A 20,261-nucleotide genomic window follows, 5' to 3' on the forward strand; every position below is an offset into this window, starting at 1 on the left:
CTTAGTCTGTTTACATGCAAAAAAGGACAGGCGAAAGTCCATCAATGCACATCAAACATGCATCAATAGACGTTCGCTCTGTCCTTTGTACCTGAGAGTTACCCTGCTATCATGCCCGCAGGTTTCCCCGTTGGTGATCCGTTTCCTGTTGTCCAGGCTGTGGATGCTCTCCAGAGATGCGTCCGGCAAAGGTCCTTTTGCCTGAGAGATTCACCCATCCCGGGCTTACTCCTTCGGCGCTGCCCCTGAGGGTCAGTCTCTCCCTATGCCATCATTCGCAAACCATATGTTTTTCTACTGACTCCATTAAACCGGGTTTACAAGCACGCTGTCAATCAAAAAACGTCAAAAAGATGACAAATTTAATTTTCCTGTCAGTTATATTGACATTAGGCAAGGTCATAACTTAGGCTATAACTAAATTTAGAACTCCAAATGTGGAAAAGAGGCGGCTTGGAAATGAGTGAAGTGTTGGACAACCTGCTATACAGCGAAGAGCATGAATGGGCACAGCAGGGTGAAGGACGCGTAGTACGTGTGGGAATTACGGATCATGCGCAGCATTTATTGGGCGACATCGTGTTTGTTGAGTTTCCGGAAGTCGGCGCAGCCATTTCCGCGGGCGACAGCGTAGGCAGCATCGAGTCTGTTAAGACGGTGTCGGAGCTGTACTCGCCGGTATCCGGCAAGGTAACCAAGATCAACGACGCACTCGAATCCAGTCCGGAGCTGATCAATGATCAGCCATACGGCGGCGGTTGGATTTTTGAGCTGGAGCTTGACGGTGAGTTTGCCGAGGCAGCTTCCGGCCTGCTGGATGCGGCTGCTTATAAGGAATTGGTTGGGGAATAGTTTCAACCGTTTATGTACCCGGATTATTAGAATAGATGACTGAACTGGATTTACGAAAAGATGAACACGGCAGGCTTCTCTTATTACATTAGATGTCACTAATGTGAGAGGTCTGTCTTTTTGCGTTTCTGTATCACTCCGGAAAGCTAAGCAGCCCCGGATAAATGCGGGGAGCCAAGTGCCAAAGGGCGGGCAGCAGAGCCAGACCCGTAACGGCAAAGATAAGGCACAGCAATAGGAACCGGTATCTTTTTCTGGGACGGGTATTGGGTTTGAGCACGAAGTAATACACACCGGCCGAATAAAACGGGAAAAGCACCACGGCAGACATGCCCATACAGACCAGAAATGTGGATTCCCCGGCGGAGGAAGGGATCATGGCTTCCGGGTTATAGACCGGATTGATCTGCAGAAAGAGGATCACAAATGTCAGATAAGCGAAGAGTAAAAGAAGAGGGAAACAGCGGATGCGTCCATCCTCGGACAAACCGTACAGCATCCACCAGACCCCGAGCCAGGGCAGGGCAAAGGCTGCGCCGGCAATAAGGAAGTCAATGCCTATATACATCAGTTTATCGGGAGGATACACATGGGCCAGGTCCCCCCAGAAGTAATCGGAGGAGAAGAACATCATAAATACAGATAATAAACCAATGAAGAAGGTAATTATTCCCTGGGCAAAAACAATCATGATCAGCGAAACCAGCTGCCGCAGAAAATAGAGAAAACGGGTGGCGTCCGGTGTCGTTCCGTTTGTAGTCTGCATAGCGTTCAATCTCCTTATACTAGCAAATGGTTGCCGTGCCTTCTCATCTGCAGATCTCTGAGCTGATTCGCTTGCAGATACGTGTTATTCTTCCTCTTGAAGCTGCCGCAGGACAATAAGTTCGACCCGGCGGTTCTTCTGCCGTCCTTCAACGGTAGTGTTATCGTAAGCAGGTCTGGTATCCGCGTAACCGGCATATTGGAAAGTATCGGGGCTAAGCCCCTCGTTATCCAGGAAGAAGCGCAGCACAGAGAGTGCGCGGGCGCCGGATAGCTCCCAGTTATCCGTGTAATCTGAAGCGGCGGTTACCGGGACATTGTCGGTATGGCCTTCGATGCTGATCGTGGCACCGATTCCGCGGAACAGGCCGGAGAGCTGGCGCAGTGCCGGGAAGGCAGGTGATTTCAGCTCGGCTTTGCCGGCATCGAACAGGAACCGGTCGCTAAGCGTGATGGCAATGCCCTGCGGTTTATCCGCTACAAAGATCTGCTCCCCAAGGTTGTTATCTTCCACGTATTTGGTGATTACACCCATAAGCGCGGCCAGTTTGGCCTCCTGCTCACGAAAAGCGAGCTCACGCGCCGAAGGCTGGTGTTCTGCAGTTTCCCCGTTTTGCCCGGATGTATCTGTGCCCGTCCCGGTTCCGTTCGAACCACTCTCCTTCACATTGCCCCCGGAAGAAAGACCGCCACCAGTGCTTCCGCCTGCTTCCTGTTCATTCGAGACTGCGGCTCCCGTGTTCCCCTGATTACCATCCAGCACTCCATTTCCGCCTTCAAGCACAGGACTGCCGCTCTTAAAGGTATCAGATAATGAACCGGTAACGATCGTGTATTTTTGCGTATCCAGACTGCTCATGGCGTACAGGATGATGAAAAAAATGAGCAGAAGCGTAATCAGATCCGCATAGGTAATCATCCAGCGGTCCCGGTTCTCCTTACCTCTACTACGTCCCTGGCGGCGGTTTCTTTGTCTCATAGCGGGTCTCCCGGGTTATTATTGCTGCTGCGTCTAGGTGAGGCATCGGGAATAAAGGCGGTCAGTTTTTTGCGGACCAGATGCGGATGATCCCCATTCTGCAGGGACAGGATACCGACAAGCAGCATCTCCATGCTGCCCAGTTCGCTTTGGCTGCGGGATTTGATTTTGGAGGCGATGGGTAAAAATATAAGATTAGCACTGGCTACGCCATAGAGCGTTGCTGTAAAAGCTACAGCGATCGAGGCCCCCAGATTAGAGGGATCCGTCAGATTGCTCAGTACCCGTATTAATCCCATTACGGTGCCGATGATGCCCATAGTCGGAGCATAGCCGCCGGCGGCTTCGAAGATTTTGGCATAGCCTTCATACTTCAGTTCCTTGGCGTCCATCTCCAGTTCAAGAATTTGCCGGACCTGATCAGGATCGGTGCCGTCGACAATAAGAAACAGCCCTTCGCGGGTAAAGGTATCCGGATGCTCCTCCGCTCTCTTCTCCAGCGCAAGCACACCCCCGCGCCGAGTGATTGCAGCCATGGAGATCAGCTCTTCGGCCTTCTCCTGGGTGGTGTCGGGATGTCTGCCGAATGCCAGGCGCAGAGCCGCCGGGACGCTGCGTAATCTGGAGGCCGGAAAACTGATGAGTACAGCGGCAAGGGTGCCGCCGAATACGATCAGCGCGGCGTTCAGCTGCAGCAGGCCGGATAAGCTTCCGCCTTCCCAGAGAAAGCCGCCGATCATTGCGGCAATGCCTGCCAGCAGGCCGATAATTGAAGTGATATCCATAAGTTCAAGCTCCTTAAATTTCTATATATTATGGTTTGCATCAATCTGGGCAACGCTGTATAATAAACGGGAACGTGTATTCCTATCTTCCATATTTTTCAGTACGGTATGGATAGGCAACTATTAGGGCTACAATTATAATATATTCATATATTTTAGACGATAGAGGGGAGACGGGCAAATGAGTGATATTGTCGTCAGTACAAAGACATTTGAACTGGAGTCCGAGTATACACCCCAGGGCGATCAGCCTCATGCCATAGAAGAATTATTGGACGGCATCCGGCAGGGCAAGAAGCACCAGACGCTGCTGGGAGCGACAGGTACAGGCAAGACCTTTACCATCGCACAAGTGATTTCCAAACTGAACCGCCCGACGCTGGTCATTGCGCACAACAAGACGCTTGCGGCGCAGCTGGCGAGTGAGTTCAAAGAATTTTTCCCGAACAATTCCGTTGACTACTTCGTCAGTTACTACGATTACTACCAGCCTGAGGCGTACATTCCTTCCTCCGATACCTTCATAGAGAAAGATTCCAGCATAAATGAAGAAATTGACAAGCTCCGGCACTCCGCCACCAGTTCGCTGTTCGAACGGCGTGACGTTATTATTGTTGCGAGTGTGTCCTGTATTTACGGCCTCGGTTCGCCGCAGGAATACGGAAGTATGCTTTTGACACTGCGGGTAGGGATGGATAAGCCGCGCAATCAGATTCTGAGCAGGCTCGTGGAGATCCAGTACCAGCGCAATGACATTAACTTCGTACGCGGGACGTTCCGGGTACGCGGCGATGTGGTCGAGATCTTCCCGGCTTCACAGGGGGAGCATGCGATCCGTGTGGAGCTGTTCGGAGATGAGATAGAGCGCATTACCGAGATTGATGTTCTCACAGGAGAGCTGATTGGTGAGCGCGATCATATAGCGATCTTCCCGGCTTCGCACTTTGTCACCCAGGAAGAAACGATGCGTGTAGCTATTATCAACATTGAGCGGGAGCTTGAGGAACGGCTGGCCGTGCTTCGTGATGCGGGCAAGCTGCTGGAAGCCCAGCGGCTGGAGCAGCGGACGCGGTACGATATTGAGATGATGAAGGAAGTGGGCTTCTGCTCCGGTATCGAGAACTATTCCGGCCCGCTTACCTTCCGTGAGCCGGGAGCGACTCCATATACCTTAATGGATTACTTCCCGGATGATATGCTGATTGTTATTGATGAGTCCCATGCAACGCTGCCGCAGATCCGGGCTATGTATAATGGTGACCGTGCGCGTAAGACAGTATTGGTGGAGCATGGCTTCCGACTCCCGTCCGCGCTGGATAACCGGCCGCTGCAGTTCGAGGAATTCGAAGAGAAAGTGAACCAGATTGTATATGTGTCTGCTACACCGGGACCATACGAAATGGAGCACTGCGATACTATGGTGCAGCAGATTATCCGTCCTACCGGCCTGCTGGACCCGATCATCCAAGTACGCCCTACAGAGGGACAGATCGATGATCTGATCAGCGAAATCCGTGACCGTGTAGAGCGTGATGAGCGTGTACTCGTTACAACACTTACGAAGAAGATGTCCGAGGATCTGACCGATTACTTCAAGGAAATCGGGATTAAGGTGCGGTATATGCACTCCGATATCAAGACGTTGGAGCGAATGGCCATCCTGCGTGATCTCCGGCTCGGTACGTTCCATGTACTGGTGGGTATTAACTTACTAAGAGAAGGTCTTGACCTGCCGGAGGTCTCCCTTGTCGCCATCCTAGATGCTGACAAGGAAGGCTTCCTCCGCTCCGAGCGTTCACTCATTCAGACCATCGGCCGGGCGGCCCGTAACTCTGATGGACGTGTCATTCTGTACGGCGACCGCATTACGGATTCCATGGAGAAGGCGATGAGCGAAACCCAGCGCCGCCGTGAAATTCAGATTGCCCATAATGAGAAGCACGGCATCACGCCAACGACAATCAACAAGAAAGTGCGTGACATCATCGAGGCCACCAAGGTGGCCGAGTCCAAGGCCGATTATCTCACCGGCGCCGGCGGCAAGCTGAACAAGAAAGAGAAGCAGAGCCTGATGCAGCGTCTGGAGGCCGAGATGAAGGACGCGGCCAAGAACCTGCAATTCGAACGCGCCGCAGAGCTGCGCGATGCGTTGCTTGAACTGCGGGCCGAGTAAGCTGGCCCCGCCAGCACTTACACTTAATGATCACGGAACGGCGCTTCACTGGCCGTTCTTTTTGAAGATAGATTGCCCTTCGCGCATCCCGCAGTGACAGCTGCAGTTACGCCCTTAGCGCATTCCGTAGGAACAGCCGTAGTTTGCGCATCCCGTAGGGCCAACTTGTAGTTAAGCCCTTAGCGCATTCCGTAGGAACAGCCGCAGTTCGCGCATCCCGTAGGGACAGCTTGTAGTTAAGCACTTAGCGCATTCCGTAGGAACAGCCGCAGTTCGCGCGTATCCCGTAGGGACAGCTGCAGTTACGCCCTTAGCGCATTCCGTAGGAACAGCCGCAGTTCGCGTATCCCGTAGGGACAGCTTGTAGTTAAGCTCTTAGCGCATTCCGTAGGAACAGCCGCAGTCCGCGCATCCCGTAGGGACAGCGGTTGTCGGCCCGCTGTAGCATGCAGCGAGCCGTATCCTGCGCCTATAGTATAGCGGTCCCGTAGGGACTAGCGCTCCCATTGCCCCAGTAGCCAATTCCATCCCAGTCCTAACTCTTTCCGCCGAGCTTGCGGGTGTCCAGAGGGTGCAACCCTTGGGGCCCTCCCTTGGAAGGGAGGGTTTGGGAGGGATCGAAAATATTTTGCTAAATGTTTTTCCATTTTAATAGGTTTTTATAAAGGAGAGGTACCGTTGGCGAACGAAAGTATAATAATCAAGGGCGCAAGGGCCCATAATCTCAAGAACATCGACGTAACGATTCCGCGTGACCGCTTCGTTGTGCTGACGGGACTGAGCGGCTCGGGTAAATCATCTTTGGCATTCGACACAATTTATGCCGAGGGCCAGCGCCGTTACGTTGAATCGCTGTCTGCCTATGCCCGCCAGTTCCTGGGTCAGATGGAGAAGCCGGATGTGGATTCCATTGACGGGCTATCCCCGGCCATATCGATTGACCAGAAAACTACAAGCCGTAACCCGCGTTCGACCGTAGGTACGGTTACAGAGATTTATGACTATCTGCGGCTGCTGTTTGCCCGGGTTGGGCATCCCCATTGTCCGGATCATGGTATAGAGATTACATCACAGACGGTGGAACAGATGGTTGACCGGATTATGCAATACCCGGAGAAGACCCGCCTGCAGATTCTGGCACCTGTGATTTCCGGCCGTAAGGGTGAACATAAGGGCTTGTTCACGGATATCTCCAAGCAAGGTTTCGTTCGTGTGCGTGTTGACGGTGAGCTTCGCGAAGTTACGGAAGATATTGTACTGGAGAAGAATAAGAAGCATACGATTGAAGTCGTTGTCGACCGGATTGTCATTAAGGATGATATTGAGACTCGTCTTACCGATTCATTGGAGACTGCACTGAAGCTGTCGGGCGGTCAGATTCTGGTCGATGTGATGGGCCAGGAAGAGCTTTTATTCAGCGCAAGCTTCGCCTGCCCAATCTGCGGGTTCAGTATAGAAGAGCTTGCTCCGCGTATGTTCTCGTTCAACAGCCCATTTGGTGCCTGCACGGAATGTGACGGGCTTGGTGTGAAGATGGTAGTCGATCCGGATCTGCTGATCCCGGATGCGGAGAAGTCCATCGAAGAAGGTGCATTCTTAGCCTGGACAGGCAGTACGTCGAACTACTATCCGCAGTTCCTGAAGTCGGTATGTGAGCATTTCAATATTCCGCAGAATGTTCCTGTCAGTAGCCTGTCGCCGGAGCATATGACCAAGCTGCTGCACGGAACGGGCAGCGAGAAGATCCGCTTCCGTTATGAGAACGACTTTGGCCAGCGCAAGGATGCACTTGTTGCTTTTGAAGGGATCATCCCGAATCTGGAGCGCCGTTACCGCGATACTGCCTCCGAAGGCATCCGTGAGTTTATCGAAGGCTTCATGAGCGCCAAGCCATGCCATGTCTGCAAAGGCAAAAGACTGAAGAAAGAGATTCTGGCCGTGACGATTAATCAGCAGAATGTTGCCGATGTAACGGATCTTTCGATTGGAGATTGTCTGGATTTCTTCGAGAATCTCAAGCTCAGTGAGAAAGAAACGGCCATCGCTAACCTGATTCTTAAGGAAATCAGCAGCCGCTTAGGATTCCTTGTAAATGTAGGGCTGAACTATCTGACGCTTAGCCGCGCAGCGGGCTCGTTATCCGGTGGTGAAGCGCAGCGGATCAGGCTGGCTACACAGATTGGCTCCAGTCTGATGGGCGTCCTGTATATTCTGGATGAGCCGAGCATCGGGCTTCATCAGCGTGATAATGACCGGCTGATTGCTACGCTGGCTCATATGCGCGACCTGGGCAATACTCTGATCGTCGTTGAGCATGATGAGGATACCATGATGGCTGCCGACTATATTATCGACATTGGCCCCGGTGCCGGAATACATGGCGGACAGGTAATTGCTCAAGGTACACCTCAGGAGATTATGGACGATCCGAACTCCCTGACAGGTGAATACTTAAGCGGACGCAAATTCATCCCTGTCACCTCGACGCGCCGGCCTACCGATAATGAGCGCTGGATAGAGATTCGCGGGGCTAAAGAGAATAATCTGAAGAATGTAAATGTGAAGATTCCGCTTGGTGTCTTTACAGCGGTCACCGGAGTATCCGGTTCCGGCAAATCTTCACTTATTAACGAAATTCTCTATAAGAGCCTGGCACGCCAGCTTAACAAGGCTGTCAAGGTCCGTCCCGGTGTGCATAAAGAAATCCGCGGTCTGGAGAATCTGGATAAAGTAATTGAGATTGACCAGTCACCGATCGGGCGTACACCACGTTCCAATCCGGCCACGTATACAGGTGTGTTCGATGATATCCGCGATTTGTTCTCCAAGACCAATGAGGCTAAGGTACGCGGCTTCCAGAAGGGGCGCTTTAGCTTCAATGTGAAGGGCGGCCGCTGTGAGGCTTGCCGGGGAGACGGGATTATCAAGATTGAGATGCACTTCCTGCCGGATGTGTATGTGCCTTGTGAAGTCTGCAAGGGCAAACGGTATAACCGCGAAACGCTGGAAGTGAAATATAAAGGCAAGAGTATCTCCGATGTATTGGAGATGACCGTCGAGGATGCAACGGAATTCTTCAAGAATATCCCGCGTATCCACCGCAAAATGCAGACGCTGCTTGATGTGGGTCTGGGCTATATCAACATCGGCCAGCCGGGGACAACCTTGTCCGGTGGTGAAGCGCAGCGCGTGAAGCTGGCTTCCGAGCTGTACCGCCGCAGTACCGGCAAGACGCTGTACATTCTGGATGAGCCGACGACCGGCCTGCATGTAGATGACATTGGCCGTCTGCTTGAGGTGCTGCACCGTCTGGTGGATTCCGGTGAATCGGTCCTGGTCATTGAGCATAACCTCGATGTAATCAAGACTGCTGACTATATTATTGATATGGGGCCGGAAGGCGGCAGCGGCGGAGGAACGGTGCTTGCGACCGGAACACCGGAGAAGCTGATTACTGTCGAGGAATCCTACACAGGCCGGTATCTGAAGCCGGTCCTCATCCGCGACACCGAACGTACTCAGGCGCTTGAACTTCAGACCTCTGATACGGTGTAACCGGAGGAAGCTGCAAACTTAAATAGCCCATGGTCCACTGCGAGGTGGGCATGGGCTGTTTTTTTACTACAACTCACTCCGGATACCAAAGATCACTTTGAAGTGATTGCGCGCTTTGGTGGCTTTCTTGAAGCCGTCCTGTGAATCCAGAATCCATACCGTTCTTCTGATCCAGACTCTTATATACAGGGAACGGCATTTAACAGGCCCGATAATTCCCCGTGCTTCGGTCTCTGTACCATCAGGCTTCTCGGTCTCAGTTCGTACCAGCCATCTGTTTCCTATTCCGAATTCGATGTATTTCAAGCCGGCGGGCACCTCCAGTTCTGCATGACTGATCATAACATCGTCGTCAGGAGTTTTACAGTGAGGGTTGTGGCAGGCGATTTCATGTGCGCAGACAAAAATTAAGCGGGCGGCAGAGAAGCAGAACTGGCATAACTACAGCATGTCCGCAGTAAGATTCAAAGAGAGGGTTTTGCGTTGAATGATTAGCAGAGGCTGTTGCGGTTGCAATAGGAATCAGCTCCTTGAAAATCACATACCACAACGAATGGTCAATGATAAATATCTCTGTATTTTAGCTGATTTCCGGCTTCGGAAATATTTTTTATGACAAATACATAATTTTTAGACAATTTCTATTGCGTCACTGAAATGGTAGCGATAACATAGAAGGTGATATGGATTAGTTGAACTTGCTTGACAACACTTTCAGGGAGGGATTGCCATGCTGCTTGCAGAAGCTGCCGCGCAAGAACCGTCTACATTTCATACCTTCGATGTATTTATGATTCTATTCACGATCCTGATATTTATCGGTGTGGTCCGGCTATTGAAAGCTCCGCAGAAGAACAAATTTGCAATCGGCTTCGGAGTGGTGAGCCTGCTGGTTTTTGCAGTCTCTGACTATGCAATGATTATGAATTGGTTCAGCTAAGTTCAGGCACAACTAACTTCAGAAGCAAGGTCTTTCAAAGACACCTTTATCCGCCACCCGGCGAGCCTAAAGGCGTCTTTTTTTAAAATGATAAAGGAATCAGCTGTACAGGAGAAAGGGGGAAGGCGATGAACGCGGGAAAGAATGCAGTTACCCGGAGTGGCATTGTGCTGTTGTGCGGGTTGATATTGTCGGGATTCACAGGTAGTCCGCTGTCTGCATTTGGCGCAGTGTACGGAGGGACAGGCTCTATAACGGCTGGACAAATAGGCGGAGTCAAACCCGTTAACCAGGAGCAAGCGGCTAAACCCGCAGTGGATCCGGTTCCGCAAATCATCCGCGCGGTGTCGCCATCGGTCGTGGGCATTATCGGCAAAGCCAGTGGTGAATCTGGAGGCCCGGATGACCGCTACAATCTGACACACGGGTCCGGAATTATCGTCAAAGCAGACGGGTGGATTATTACCAATGCCCACGTCATGGAGGGGCTGCAGAATGCAGTAGTGATTACCTCAGACGGCAAGAGCTATAACATTACGGATACATATTTGGATGAGGTGAGTGACCTCGCTCTGATCAAGATTGCAGCCAAATCCCTGAAGCCGGCAAAGTTCGCCGCTAGCCCGGCAGGCATACAAGTTGGAGAGAAGGTCATAGCGATTGGCACACCTATTTCGTTCTCCCTCAGAAATTCGGCTACCGTAGGAGTGATTAGCGGCCTCAACCGTTCGGTGGATGCGGCTTACCGGCTGATTCAGAGCGACACGGCGATTAACCCTGGCAACAGCGGAGGGCCGCTGGTCAGCATGAAAGGTGAGGTGCTTGGGGTCAACAGCTTGAAATTTGCGGCAGTAGGCGTGGAAAATATGGGCTTCTCCATTCCGGCAGATACGGTGCAGTATATTATGAATCAGCTGCTCAAATACGGTGAAGTCCGCCGTCCGAGTCTCGGAGTTGAGCTGGAGGAGAGCTGGCCCGTCATTGTCGGGCTGCCTACCCAGGAGCCTTTAACGGTTACGAAGGTGGTCACTGCAGAAGCACGGAAGGCGGGGATTGCCGACGGAGATGCACTGTATGCGATAGACGGCCACCGGGTCGCGTCCCTTGTGGACATTAACGAATGGTTCAAGCAATACAAGCCGGGAGCAGTGGTCAAGCTGCTCATGCAAAGTGACGGCGATATCGTCGCCAGAAGCCTTGTTCTGGGGCAAGGTGATCCATTGGTGAATACGGAAGAGGCGGAGGTGGATGGCGATGATCAGGCGGAAGAGTAGAAGACTTGCAGAAGCAGGAACGCGGCGATTGGGGAGGAAATCTATACCCCGCGGACTGTCTGTCATGCTGGTAGTGCTATTGTTGCTTGCTGTATTTCCGGGCATGAATGCCTATGCGGCAGAAACTCCGATTCTAAAGCTAAGCCTCAAAGTAGGCAGCGCATCTGCAAAGGTTAACGGGGAACCGATAGTGATTCAGAAGCCCTTTACGGAGAGCGGGGCGGTCATGGTGCCGCTGGGGATTTTCAAAAAAGCATTCGGCAGCACAGTCTCTCTTGAAGGTAACGATGTAGTGAAGGTGATGTACGGTCCGCATACCGGAGCGATGACGATAGGCAGTACCACTGCCTGGAAGGATGGCGTCAAAATTAAGCTTGCTGCGCCGCCGCGTATGGTTTCCGGTGTGCTGATGGTGCCCCTGCGGTTCGTGACAGGAGTGCTCGGTGCACGGATTACTGCGGCAGATGGCGGGGGATTGCTGGTTACACTTACTCCTTCGGAGAAGGAGGCGGCAGCAGAACCGGAGAGCGGCATCGACAGTGATGTCGGCAAAACCCGGATCGGCAACAGTTATTTTGAATGGAGTATGAATTATCCGTCCGGACTTGTTGTGGGTGACAGCGGGGGGAATGAGAATGTAGCGACTTTTATGAGTGCAGAGAATAATTATTATCTGGAGGTCCATGCTTCACCGCAGGAGGTACCGCTTGATCCGGAAGGGCTGCTGGAGAATCTGGTGCGGTCATCGGAGGAGGGCGGAGAGACTGTACTGGACCGGGAGGTCGTGCCTGAAGCCAAGGTTCCTTACGCCCGGATAGTCAGCAAGGATTCCAGTGGAGCGCTGTGGGAGGGCAGGCAATATTATGCCAGCGGCAGGCTGTATGAAATTTATCTGACGGACGATAACGCGGTGAACTATAAGGATCTGGATCAGTATGCCGTGCTGCTGGACTCCTTCCAACCTTCCTATAATTCTTCCGACAAAAGCATCCGTGATCTCTCCACAGTCACAAACGGCCTGCGCGAAGGATATAACGAAGACTACGGAATCTCACTGCTGGTGCCGGCAGACTGGAGTGTGGATGACCAGCATTTATATTATGAGAGCAAACAGGGAAGCTATCTGCGTGTAAAAGTGAGCTCTGCCCCTGCGGGATCAACGCTCGAGAGCTGGAGCCGGGAACTGGAGTCGCAGCTACGTGACACCTACGTGGCCGAAGCTTATACGCTGAAGAACGGCATCGCAGGCAAAGTCTCCGGTGAGCCGGTATTGATCCATGAAATCGGACTCAATCCAGACAACAGCTGGAGTACGGAATATCAGATTCTGCTGCTGAAGAACGGCTACCGCTATTATTTTGAATACCAGACAGCGCCAGGACAGGATGGCGACAAGGCGCGGTTCACAGATGTGCTTAACTCCATCGATATTGATTTTGCGCAGATCAAGGAGAACTTTGGCCGTCTGGAAACCGATGATTACGCGCTGCTCAGCACAAAGTCGATCCCTAAGAGCTCCAAAGCTTACGGTTACAGTATTGATATTCCGCGCCTGTGGACGCCATATCAGGATCTTTTTGAGAGCCAGACCGTGGAATACCGCTTCACCGGCGGACGGTTCCAGATTTATGCCAGTCCGGATGTTACCATGGAATATGCCGTCAGCCAGCTGCAGAGCTATTATCAGAACACCAAAAAAGACCCGAAAGGGCCGCAGGTGAAAAGTGTGGAGGAAACCACCTTTGCAGGAGTGCCTGCCACAATTCTCACCGTACATCAGACCAAGGGCCGCATACCTGTGAGCACTCGGAATATTATCTTCAGCAAGAATGATGTGGTGTTCACGATCACTGTTACGCTGAATGATGCCAATGCAACAGCCAGCCAGCAGGCGGTGCTGGAGAGGGTGCTGGGGTCGTTTGGGTGGGGGGAGTCCTCATAGTTTAATGTTAGCGTAAAATTAGCTATGACTAAGAACGTCTCAGTTGCCGGTAGGCAGTGGGGCGTTCTTTTTTATGTAAGGGAAAGAGTTTGAGAAGGTGTATGAATACTGGATGAGATATGATTTACTACAGCCGGACGATATTCCGTACACTGGTGATTTGCGATGTAAAAGACAAAAAAATGCAGCATGATGCTTCTGTCCTCCTATTATTCATATAATTCTTGCCATTTTGATGGCGCAGAGGTGTGATATTTGATACAATTAATAAGTTAAAAAGCTGTAAATGACCCGCCGAACAGGCGTTTTAGGAGGATATAAATGAAAGAGCAACAAATACGCAGAGAAGACGTAGAACTGCTGGCTCCGGCGGGAGACTGGGACTGCATGCGTGCAGCAGTGGCGAACGGGGCGGATGCTGTCTTTTTTGGCGTAGAGAAATTCAATGCACGGGCCAGAGCCAACAACTTCCGTATGGACGAGCTGCCGGAGATTATGGCCTTTCTGCACAGCTATGGAGTGAAGGGGTTTCTGACCTTTAATATACTGGTGTTTGAGAATGAGCTGCCGGATGCAAAGGAACTGATCGATGCCTGCGTGGATGCCGGTGTGGATGCGGTTATAGTACAGGACTTGGGTCTGGTCCAGATGATTCGTGAGATCTCTCCGGATTTCCCGATTCACGGTTCTACGCAAATGACGATTACTTCACCGGAAGCGGTGGAGTTCACGAAGCCTTGGGGGCTGGAACGTGTAGTCCTTGGCCGTGAAAATAATCTGAAGCAGATCCGCACGATTGGCGAACAAGCCCGCCTGCCGATGGAAGTCTTCGTGCATGGTGCACTATGTGTATCCTATTCCGGACAATGTCTGACTTCCGAAATGTGGGGCGGACGCTCTGCGAACCGCGGAGAATGTGCTCAGGCCTGCCGCCTGCCGTATGACCTGGTGGTAGACGGAGAAGTGAAGCCGATGGGTGATGTAACCTACCTGCTGTCCCCGAAAGATCTTGCCGCTATTGATCTGATGCCCGAACTGATTGAAGCTGGAGTGACCTCTTTCAAAATTGAAGGCCGGCTCAAGACTCCCGAATACGTTGCGAATGTGGTTAGTAAATACCGCAAAGCGATTGATAAGTATTTTGACGGTAACTGGACACCGACCTCGAAGGAGGACATGCGTGAGCTGCAGCAGAGCTTCTCGCGCGGCTTCACTCATGGTTTCCTGGACGGTACTAACAATAAGAAATTAGTTGATGGCACCTTCCCGAAAAGCCGGGGGGTGTTCATGGGAACCGTCGAACAGATTCTGCGCGACGGTGTAGTCTGCCGTATTCATGCTCCGCTTAAGCGCGGAGACGGAATCGTGTTCGATGCCGGAGATCCGACCAAGAAGGAGGAGGGCGGCCGCGTCTACGATCTGCGCCGCAAAGGCGTCAAGCTGGAGGGCGAAGCCGGTGAAGGCTGGATTATCGACATCGTACCCGGCCGTAATGACGTGGATCTGCGCCGTCTGCATGTTGGCGACCGCATCTGGAAGACGAATGATCCGGCGCTCGACAAGGCGCTGCGCCAGTCGTATGAGACTGAGAAGCCTTACCGGGTCTTCCCGGTTCACGTGAGAGTGCAAGGCTGCGCGGGGGAGAAGCTGACGACCTGGTGGACGGACATTCAGAAGAAGGTAACCGTCCGTGTGGATTCGGAGCTCGCGCTGGAGACAGCGCAGAAGCGTCCGATGGATACCGCGCTGCTGGAAGAACAATTTGGCCGCCTGGGCGGAACCGTATTCCAGCTTGAAGCGCTGGAGTCGCATCTGCAAGGCGACGTGATTGTGCCTATGCGCGAGCTGAACAGCATCCGCCGCCAGGCGGTGGACCTGCTTGCAGGCGAGCGCCCGAAGCCTCCCGTGTATGTGAAACGGGAGGTAGAGGTCTACGGCGGCGCTTCCCGCAGGGGCGCCGCAGAGGCGCGCGGTGAAGCAGAGCTCACCGCGCTGTGCCGCAGCCTGCCGCAGGTGCAGGCTGCGCTCGAAGCCGGCGTGACGAGCATTTACGCCGATTTCGAGTTCATCAAGCAGTTCCCGGCGGCAGTAGACGCTGTGCGGGCTGCAGGGGCCAGCATCACGCTGGCCACACCGCGCATCCATATGCCGAACGAGAACGGCTATCATGCCAACATCCTGCGGCTGCAGCCGGATGCTGTGCTGGTGCGCAATACCGGCGCGCTGTATTATTACCTGCGCCACCGGATGGAGCATCCGGATGCTGTGCATCCGCGGCTGATCGGCGATTTCTCGCTGAACATCGCCAACCACAGAGCGGTTGATCTGTTCCTGAATGCCGGCCTTGACGTGGTGACACCGTCGTATGACCTGAACATCCAGCAGATGGTTGATCTTCTGGGACACAGTGACACCTCGCGGATGGAGGTTGTTATTCACCAGCATCTGCCGATGTTCCACACGGAGCACTGCGTATACTGCACCTTCATGAGTGAAGGTACTGACTACACTAACTGTGGCCGTCCTTGCGAGGAGCAGCGTGCTTCGCTGCAGGACCGGATCGGCATGTCCCATCCTGTCCGTGTAGACGAAGGCTGCCGCAACACCGTCTATAACGCCGTTGAACAGTCAGGTGCAGAATACCTGAATCACTTCCGTGAGCTTGGCGTATCTTCTTTCCGCGTAGAGTTCCTGGAGGAAACACCGGAGCAGGTAGCTGAGGTTATCAGCCTGTACAGCCGCGCACTGCGCGGAGAAATCTCCGGAACGCAGGTTTGGAAAAGCCTGAAGGCCACCAACCAGCTTGGGGTTACACGCGGGCAGTTGGTTAATGCGAAGTAAGGATTGAAAACTGTATACAAGGCCAGTCTTACCGAAGTATTAATGGATAATCTTCGGAACAGGCTGGCCTCTTTTTTTAGACTTTCATTTGAAAGTGCCTCTTCTATCATAAACAGCATTACATATACATTCTAAGCATCATAATCGATCTGCCCAATATAGCCCATAACTGCTATAATTGAATCAAATATGCCATTTTTCCATAAGGAATTAGTGATAAAACATGAAGCCAGAAGGAGCTATGTGATGAAGATCCGTAAAGCTATTATTCCCGCAGCTGGTCTAGGTACCCGCTTCCTACCCGCAACTAAGGCAATGCCCAAAGAAATGCTGCCGATTGTAGACAAACCAACTATCCAATACATTGTTGAAGAAGCAGTGGCTTCCGGAATAGAAGATATCATTATTGTGACCGGGAAGGGCAAGCGTGCAATTGAGGACCATTTTGATAACTCATTCGAACTGGAGTTTAACCTGGCTGAGAAGCAGAAGTGGGAGCTGCTGGAATCGGTGCGTAAATCCTCGGAAATGGCCGATATCCACTACATTCGTCAAAAAGAACCGCGCGGCCTTGGACATGCCATCTGGTGCGCACGGAAGTTCATCGGTAATGAGCCGTTTGCGGTGCTTTTGGGAGATGACATCGTAGAATCAAATAAACCTTGTCTTAAACAGATGATTGAAGTGTACGAGCAGTACAAGTCCTCTATCGTAGGCGTTCAGCCCGTGCCTTGGGAAGAGGTTTCCCGCTACGGGGTGGTCGATGGATCTGAACTGGCAGAACGTGTCTATAAGGCCAACCGGCTAGTCGAAAAGCCGAAGCGTGAAGATGCACCATCCAACCTGGCGATCCTGGGACGGTATATCCTGACTCCGCGTATCTTCGACATGCTTGGTGAACAGCAGGTGGGCGTAGGCGGAGAAATCCAGCTTACCGATGCTATCTCCCGTTTAAGTGAAGTGGAGCGGATCATTGCTTATGATTTTGAAGGCAAACGTCATGATGTCGGTGAGAAGATGGGCTTCATTCAGACAAGCATCCATTATGCGCTTCAGCATGAGGAGCTTAAAGAAGGGCTGTTGCAGTATCTTAAAGAAGTAATCGAGAATGAGGAAAGACTCATTAGCAGATAAAAGTTCATCTTGAGGCTAACAATCAGCTACTATGTACCCTTGCCTATTCATTATTAAAATGTAAAAAGCGGCCCACTGTACTCTGACAGGGGCCGCTTTTCTATATGTGTTCAGTTATTCGGTTCAGTATTGTGTATTTACAATAGTATCAATCTCTGCGGCCTCTGCAGGATCAGCTGCAATGAGCTTATCGTACACAGGTTGATCCTGTGCCGCTCCAGCCTTTTTCAGTGCCGCTAAATACCAGCGGGCTGCATCGCGGTTGGCTGCATCGCTGTAGTCATCGCTCAAGGCAAGTTTTAAAGTCGCCGCAGCTGCCTGTACCTGACCTGCCATATACTGAAGTTTTCCTGCATTCAAGTTGATTGACGAAGGAAGAGGCTGGCCTTGCAGATCAGATGCCACTTGATTGTAGGCATCCAGTCCAATATTGAGATGAATCATCTTGTTAGCCTCATCCTGCTGAGTGAAGGATTGTTGTGCCAGTTCGAAGGCACGGGCAATCAGAGAGCTATACCAGTTAGTGTCCCATAGTGTTGTGCTACTGACGATATCTGCATAATTGTCTGCAAAACCAAGCTTCAAGGTAGCAGCAGCTTGCTCAGCTTGTCCTGATAGCAATTGCAGCTTTCCGGCATTCAATGCAATTGTTGGCGTGATTGAGAACGGGCGGCCCTGCAGCTGTTCAGGCGGCAAAGTCTTCAGGTGCTCTACCCCGTCAACCACATGCTGGTACGCTTCAAGACCGGCAGTCAGGTACTCCTGTTTCTTAGCTTCGTCTTTTTGCACATCGGCAGCAGCTGCAAAAGCCTGTGCACGGCGAATCAATGCTTCATACCAATCGATATCCCAATTGAATTTATCTGCGTTGTCGCGGTAGACATTGAAGCCCAGATCATTTTGTCCTTTGAGATCGTAGTAACTGATCAATTGTTTCAGTAGATCTTTATTGTAAGGCTCATCCTTGAGTGCGCGGCTCAGAACATTATAAGCTTCAGCCAGATACTGCTCATCTTGTGTTTGTTTAAAGACCGTCAGGTCAAGGGATGCAAGGTAGATTGCTGCTTCCGGCTGGAACGGACGGCTCTTCAGCGCCTCAACCAGCGGAGTCTTAATCTCTTCGTATGATTGACTCACGCTAACTAGATTTTTACCTTTGAGTGCAGCATTGCTGGACCCGATATAGCTGATGGACAGGAAGAGCAGGAACACAGAACCGATGGCCAGCACAGCAAAGTACCCGAAGCGCAGTCCAGCCTTGTTCCAGCTCTGGCGTAGAGGCTTGTTGTCCATACCTGCTCCCATACCTGCCAAACCAATGAATACCAGAATCCCCATGAACGCGTAACTCATGTTAAAGTCCAGCAGACTGTGAACAAGAATGGACAGAGCAATAATGTAGAAGAAGAATCCATTATTGAACTCGTCCTTGTCCCGTTTCAGGTAAGCACGGATGTATTTATAGAAAATATATCCGATAAAGCCCATAAACACGATAAATCCGACGATTCCGACCTCAATCAAATACTGAAGGAAGAAATTGTGAACCTGACGGCTTACATAAGGGTTGTTCTGATAATGCTCATATAAGGAAGCCCAGCCGCCGCCGCCGGATCCGATTATCGGATAATCCTTCACAACCTTCATAGCATCCTTATAAAAAGTGATGCGTTCCAGTACACTATGTTGTTTAAAGTTAATGTTCTCCAGCCGTGTTTCAATATTATCAGGTAATATACTACGTACGCTTGTCCCGATAAGCAGGAAAGCAACAATAGCTACAAGAACGATTGAACCGAGTGGAATCCACAGCCCTGTTAATTTACGTGTTTCCCAGCTTCCCAGCTTCTCTTGCAGCCACGGAGCGGCGAAACGCTGAATTGCCCAGCCCAGAGCGGCAACAGCCGCTGAGGCAACAAGCAGGTACGCCCAGGCATTTAATGCAGCTGATGAAGTGAAGGTAGTGTTCAGCTCAGTTCCAAGTGTAGTTAACGGACTGGTAACCAGCAGAGCAGCGATACCGGAAATCGCAAGATGAATAATCCACAGAATCTGCTGAGCAGGCTTCAGGAACAACAGCAGAAGAATAAACACTACAGGCAGCATTACGAGCCCGCCACGGGATAAGGTCAGCAGCAGAGATACAATAATCGGTACAAGCATGAAGCTGTGAGTCAATGTACCGTACCACTTTTTAGAGCGGACGAGTGCAAACACTGCAACAAACAAGAAAGCCATCAGGAAAGCAGCGTAAGTGTTGGCATACTGGAAAATAGAAGTCAGACGCAGGCCGTTCGAGTCTGTCATCACGGCATCCAAGTATTTACCACTGCGTACTGTGTTGGAGAACCAGCCTATAAGGCCTCCAGCGAATTTCCAGCTTCCAAGCCAGTTCAGCAGGCCAAAGCCCACGATGAAATAGGCAATCGCCAGAATGGCATTCTGAATGACAACATTTAGTTGCTTTTGCTGGAGCAGATATAACGCTATAATGAATATTGCGACATACATGCTCTGTATAAACAGCAGGTTCATCGCCATATAATGCGAAACAGCGCCAATAAGCGACAACGCATACGTAGCGGGAAGCAGGAGCGAGGCTACAGCCAACAAGTCACGCTGTCCTTCCAGCTTGAACTTTGTGAAGTACAAGCCTACCCATACCAGCAGCAAGAGGCTGCTCAGCAGCGATGACACATAAATCGGCTTCTCGAAGTCGATCTGCTGCCCATTAAACAATCCCACTTGAAACGGGGTCCAAACCAAAAACACAATGAAACCAATAACCAAAGCCCATATGTAACTGGATATCTTTTCAACATTTCTCGACTGTACAGCATTTTTACCGTATACTGGTTTCGACACGTTATGATCTCCTTTTCCTGTAGGTACGACAATATTTTAGCATATAGAATTATAGCAGAGCTACTTTGCTCGGATTTTTGTGTTGTTTTTTGCGATATAGTTATATGAATGTTTCACCTAGACATATTATGGGGGCTTTGTTAATGGAATTCAATA

General features: G+C 51.4%; 13 protein-coding genes and 2 riboswitches. Of the genes, 8 read left to right on the forward strand and 5 right to left on the reverse strand.

Going from position 1 to position 20,261, the window contains the following annotated elements:
• Positions 1-76: 76 nt before the first annotated feature.
• Positions 77-176, reverse strand: a riboswitch (glycine riboswitch).
• Between the two features lie 3 nt (positions 177-179).
• Positions 180-275, reverse strand: a riboswitch (glycine riboswitch).
• A gap of 184 nt (positions 276-459) precedes the next feature.
• Entirely contained in the window at positions 460-852 is a 393-nt protein-coding gene (gcvH, locus tag NYE33_RS07050) for a glycine cleavage system protein GcvH (RefSeq protein WP_039302830.1), read from the forward strand.
• A 133-nt stretch (positions 853-985) separates the two neighbouring features.
• Here gcvH and NYE33_RS07055 read toward each other — a convergent pair whose 3' ends face one another.
• From NYE33_RS07055 to NYE33_RS07065, 3 genes are all read right to left on the reverse strand, one after another.
• The gene (locus NYE33_RS07055; protein WP_336101238.1) at positions 986-1,618 is read right to left on the reverse strand and encodes a hypothetical protein; all 633 of its coding nucleotides are present in this window, start codon (positions 1,616-1,618) and stop codon (positions 986-988) included.
• An 84-nt stretch (positions 1,619-1,702) separates the two neighbouring features.
• The gene (locus NYE33_RS07060) at positions 1,703-2,596 is read right to left on the reverse strand and encodes a flagellar motor protein MotB (protein WP_336101237.1); all 894 of its coding nucleotides are present in this window, start codon (positions 2,594-2,596) and stop codon (positions 1,703-1,705) included.
• Entirely contained in the window at positions 2,593-3,381 is a 789-nt protein-coding gene (locus NYE33_RS07065) for a flagellar motor protein (RefSeq protein ID WP_042140177.1), read from the reverse strand. The genes NYE33_RS07060 and NYE33_RS07065 overlap by 4 nt, the downstream gene beginning before the upstream one ends.
• Before the next feature lie 181 nt (positions 3,382-3,562).
• Between NYE33_RS07065 and uvrB the strand changes: the two genes are divergently transcribed.
• On the forward strand, positions 3,563-5,554 hold the full coding sequence (uvrB, locus tag NYE33_RS07070; RefSeq protein WP_341065271.1) for an excinuclease ABC subunit UvrB: 1,992 nt from the start codon (positions 3,563-3,565) through the stop codon (positions 5,552-5,554).
• Positions 5,555-6,232: 678 nt separating this feature from the next.
• The gene (gene uvrA / locus NYE33_RS07075; protein ID WP_076246510.1) at positions 6,233-9,109 is read left to right on the forward strand and encodes an excinuclease ABC subunit UvrA; all 2,877 of its coding nucleotides are present in this window, start codon (positions 6,233-6,235) and stop codon (positions 9,107-9,109) included.
• 66 nt (positions 9,110-9,175) lie between these two features.
• Here uvrA and NYE33_RS07080 read toward each other — a convergent pair whose 3' ends face one another.
• On the reverse strand, positions 9,176-9,415 hold the full coding sequence (locus NYE33_RS07080; protein WP_042140175.1) for a DUF3977 family protein: 240 nt from the start codon (positions 9,413-9,415) through the stop codon (positions 9,176-9,178).
• A gap of 424 nt (positions 9,416-9,839) precedes the next feature.
• Here NYE33_RS07080 and NYE33_RS07085 point away from each other — a divergent pair, with 424 nt between their 5' ends.
• The 5 genes from NYE33_RS07085 to galU all read left to right on the forward strand — a co-directional run bounded on the left by NYE33_RS07085 (position 9,840) and on the right by galU (position 17,240).
• Positions 9,840-10,049 (forward strand): DUF2759 family protein, encoded by a 210-nt coding sequence (locus NYE33_RS07085; RefSeq protein ID WP_042140174.1) that lies wholly within the window; start codon positions 9,840-9,842, stop codon positions 10,047-10,049.
• A gap of 128 nt (positions 10,050-10,177) precedes the next feature.
• Complete coding sequence (locus tag NYE33_RS07090; protein ID WP_341065274.1) at positions 10,178-11,323, forward strand: S1C family serine protease; 1,146 nt, start codon at positions 10,178-10,180, stop codon at positions 11,321-11,323.
• Positions 11,324-11,387: 64 nt separating this feature from the next.
• Positions 11,388-13,265 carry a stalk domain-containing protein gene (locus NYE33_RS07095; RefSeq protein ID WP_341065275.1) on the forward strand — a complete coding sequence of 626 codons (1,878 nt, stop codon included), beginning with the start codon at positions 11,388-11,390 and terminating at the stop codon, positions 13,263-13,265.
• 321 nt (positions 13,266-13,586) lie between these two features.
• On the forward strand, positions 13,587-16,106 hold the full coding sequence (locus NYE33_RS07100; RefSeq protein WP_042140172.1) for a DUF3656 domain-containing U32 family peptidase: 2,520 nt from the start codon (positions 13,587-13,589) through the stop codon (positions 16,104-16,106).
• A gap of 246 nt (positions 16,107-16,352) precedes the next feature.
• On the forward strand, positions 16,353-17,240 hold the full coding sequence (galU, locus tag NYE33_RS07105; protein WP_042140171.1) for a UTP--glucose-1-phosphate uridylyltransferase GalU: 888 nt from the start codon (positions 16,353-16,355) through the stop codon (positions 17,238-17,240).
• A gap of 123 nt (positions 17,241-17,363) precedes the next feature.
• Here the strand turns inward: galU and NYE33_RS07110 are convergent, their stop codons facing one another.
• On the reverse strand, positions 17,364-20,105 hold the full coding sequence (locus NYE33_RS07110; protein ID WP_336101522.1) for an O-antigen ligase family protein: 2,742 nt from the start codon (positions 20,103-20,105) through the stop codon (positions 17,364-17,366).
• Positions 20,106-20,261 lie beyond the last annotated feature (156 nt).

Source organism: Paenibacillus sp. FSL R10-2199 (genome assembly GCF_038000235.1).
Taxonomy (GTDB): Bacteria; Bacillota; Bacilli; order Paenibacillales; family Paenibacillaceae; genus Paenibacillus_AQ; species Paenibacillus_AQ phytohabitans.